The 3716-nt window shown below is 36.4% G+C and carries 3 protein-coding genes and 1 other RNA gene; all 4 read right to left on the bottom strand.

The features are described from left to right. Nucleotides 1-231: 231 nt before the first annotated feature. Nucleotides 232-2355: an FtsK/SpoIIIE family DNA translocase gene (locus DM84_RS05290; protein WP_250778895.1), complete on the bottom strand. Its 2124-nt coding sequence runs from the start codon at nucleotides 2353-2355 to the stop codon at nucleotides 232-234. 4 nt (nucleotides 2356-2359) lie between these two features. Further along, nucleotides 2360-2635 (bottom strand): YggT family protein, encoded by a 276-nt coding sequence (locus tag DM84_RS05295; protein ID WP_250778897.1) that lies wholly within the window; start codon nucleotides 2633-2635, stop codon nucleotides 2360-2362. A gap of 144 nt (nucleotides 2636-2779) precedes the next feature. Next, the gene (locus tag DM84_RS05300; protein ID WP_250778900.1) at nucleotides 2780-3217 is read right to left on the bottom strand and encodes a ClpXP protease specificity-enhancing factor SspB; all 438 of its coding nucleotides are present in this window, start codon (nucleotides 3215-3217) and stop codon (nucleotides 2780-2782) included. Between the two features lie 23 nt (nucleotides 3218-3240). After that, nucleotides 3241-3575, bottom strand: a transfer-messenger RNA (tmRNA) gene (gene ssrA, locus DM84_RS05305). Nucleotides 3576-3716 lie beyond the last annotated feature (141 nt).

Below are 3716 nucleotides of genomic sequence, written 5' to 3' on the forward strand. Positions count from 1 at the left end.
TTAAACGACTTATAAGCGCGTTTCAGCTTGAAAACCAGAAGTTTTAAAAAGACGTAAAGTGCACATAGTGCGAAAATTTAAAAAATGAAACGCCAAATACTCTAAGTTTTTTGTCATTAATCCACTGCAGAGATTGCGAAGATAAATAAATAGCTTCAATAATAATAAGGGTAACGACGAAGGTTGTCAAGTAGTTTTTTGTTTTATTCAACGCGCTGCTATGTAAGAAGTCTATTCTACCAGTATCTCTCTCTTTCCCGAGTAATTTGGAGCGCTGACAATACCTTCTTTTTCCATTCTTTCAACAATATTTGCAGCTCTGTTATAGCCTATTCTAAGTTGTCGTTGAATGTAACTAGTTGAAACCTTTTTATCTCTCTGAATGATAGCAACTGCTTGCTTGTATAGGTCGTTCTCTTCATCCTCTGTTTCACCATCTAATTCTGCAGAGGAATTTTCATCCTCTTTGGTAATTTCCTCCATGTAGTTTGGCTCACCTTGCGTTTTCAGGTGATCGACTATATTTTGCACTTCATTATCACTAACAAACGGACCGTGAACTCTAATAATCTTACCACCAGAGGCCATATAGAGCATATCACCCATACCGAGCAATTGTTCAGCCCCCTGTTCACCGAGTATTGTTCTGCTATCTATTTTAGAAGTCACAGCAAAACTGATTCTCGTTGGAAAGTTTGCCTTTATCACACCTGTTATCACATCCACAGATGGCCGCTGCGTTGCCATTATGATGTGTATCCCTGCAGCTCTAGCCATTTGCGCTAAACGCTGAATAGAGCACTCTATTTCTTTGTCAGCAACAAGCATCAAATCTGCCATTTCATCTACGATTACCACGATATACGGAAATGTTTCCATCTTGATTGGTATTTTTTCAAACAAGGGTTTGCCTGTTGTTGAATTAAAGCCAATTTGCACAATACGCTCCAATTCTATCCCGCTATTCATCGCTTCTGTGATTTTTTGGTTATAGTTTATCACATTGCGCACGTTCAAATACGACATCATACGATAGCGATTTTCCATCTCTTTTACTATCCACTTAAGAGCAATAACAGCCTTTTTTGGCTCGGTTACCACTGGTGTTATGAGATGCGGTATTGCATCATATATTGAAAGCTCGAGCATTTTGGGATCGATCATTATCATCTTGCATGCATTGGGATTTAATCGATAAACGAGCGAGAGAATCATGGTGTTAATTGCAACTGATTTACCCGATCCTGTGGTCCCAGCAACGAGCAAATGCGGCATTCTGGCCAAATCGGCAATAACTGACTTCCCGCTTATTTCTTTGCCAAGCGCAATTGGAAGATTTAAGTTTGCATTCTGGTATTCTGGCGATTCAAGCAAGTCACGCAGCATGACAATTTCTCGCTCCTTGTTTGGCAATTCTATTCCCATAGCGTTTTGTCCACGAATTATTGAAATACGCGCAGAGAGCGCACTCATTGAACGTGCAATGTCGTCTGCAAGCCCAATCACCCTTGCAGACTTTGTGCCAGCCTGTGGCTCAAGTTTGTATAAAGTCACAACTGGTCCATAACATACATTGATAATTTTTCCTTGCACGCCAAAATCACTCAAAACTTGCTCCAGCAAAGATAAATTCTTATTGCTCTCTATTTCATTCAACTGTTTTCTCTGCAAAGACTCTTTTGCCTTAGAAAGTAAGTGAATACTCGGAAACTCAAATCCAATAGAAGGTTTGAAAACCTTTCCAGTAACTTTTTTCTGTCTTTCTTTTGGTTGTTGTCTAGTAGCAACTTGAGCTCTATGTTGTTCTTCTACTACTGATGATACAATAGAACGCTCAGCAGTTTTACGTAACCTGAAAAACAGAACATTTGCAAAAAGGGAAGCTATTTTTTTACACAAGAAGAATATAAAGTAAATCGTTCTCTTCCAACCAATCAGTCCCACAATACCTATTGATATTGCTACTGTGAATATATAAAACGGGTAGTTACTAATTAATGCATTTCCTATTGTTCCACCGTGCATATATCTTGCAGTGATACCGAGCGAAAGTTGTGCTAATATAGCGCATATTCCTAAATTGATTAGTGCTAAGTAGAGAATTTTCAGCAATCTTTTTGATGGTCTGAGGGTCAAAAAATAAACTATAGTTGTAGCTATTGCAATACTAGTTAATCCGAGGAATTGAATTAATATATCAGCTAAATATGAGCCCACTATTCCACCTAAATTTGTCACTTCTTCATTTGTAGCTGTGTTTAAGGATGGATCTTTATAGTTGTAGCTAAAAACTGATACATATGTATATATCAGGAGCAATAGGTATATTGCTGATTTCAGACATTTTTTTAGCATCTACTTAAAAGTAGTAATTTATCGTATATTTTACAAAGTGAATTGTTATTAGCAATATCATCACAGATAAATCTAATCCGTTGAATGGTCGTATATACCTTCTAATAACCTTTAGTGGTGGATGGGTAAGTCGATTCAAAGTGTGCATTATGTTGTTCACAACTTCGTTATACATATTTACCACATTAAGCTTAATCAGCCAATTTAAAGCAATCCAACATATTAGAATGAAGCTATAAAGATCAAACAACGTGTTGAGTAAATATATTATTGGATGCATGCACGTTTATTACATGAAAGTTATATATAAAGATAGATATTTAGGAATTCTAAATCAATCTCTTTAAGTAATATTTCCTCTATGCTCATTGCTTGATTAGACCACCTTTTTCCTCTCTCGCATGTCACGAAGCTAGGTTCGCAATTACTGATCACGCAGTTGGTCTATGGATATAATACTGCCATTTGGTAGGTTTTCAGCATGTCTTTCACTGTCATATTCTTTGTCAGAATCGATACTGATCTTGTCAAATATTAAAACATCTCCTGAAACTTTATCATGGAATTCGCTAATAGCAAAAAATGGCACGGTAATTTGCTCTTGTTTCCCGCGAAAACTCAAACTTACGCTAAATTTATCCTCAAAAACTTTTAAATCATAGAATTGATGTTGTAATATAATAAGTACTTGAGTAGGGTATGACTTTCTTAGGTAATCTGGTACAATAACGCCGTTAAAATAAGTGAAAAATAATATTTCTAAATGAGGAGTGAAATCATTGCTTGATATGATATCCAAAGCTTTTTTAATGACTTGAAACTTGGCGAAATTGAGCGATTTCTTATAATCTGTTTTATCCATACAACTTTTGCACATGTAAATTCTGGGGGGAACTTCTGTTACCCGGCGTTCCCTGAACCGTGCTTGTAGCAATGAAGTTATAGTGCTAAATTAAGCAGCTAATACTACATTTCTGTCAGCAGCAAAGTTATCGTTTGCATTTAAATTACGAACTCTTAGCGGTGGTGTCTAACCGAGCAAAGTTACCATCTTTACTATGCATGTCGATCCTTATTCGCCCCCATATAAATTAAAAACATGGTGGAGGCGCCGAGTACTGCCCTCGGGTCCAATACACCTATTACAAGGTAATTTTATTGCCATAGTGTATAAAACACACATAACCATTATATAATAGTATTAAGTAAATGTCAAGATATTTAACTTTAAGTTAATCGGTAGCCTATGCCAATTCTCGCTGTACAGATAGAAACAAAAAACTACTTGACAACCTTTGCCGTTACCCCTATCATAGTATTGAAGCTATTTGTTTAACTTCCCAATCTGTACAGGTTAAAAT

Source organism: Wolbachia pipientis, from assembly GCF_023661085.1.
Taxonomy (GTDB): domain Bacteria; phylum Pseudomonadota; class Alphaproteobacteria; order Rickettsiales; family Anaplasmataceae; genus Wolbachia.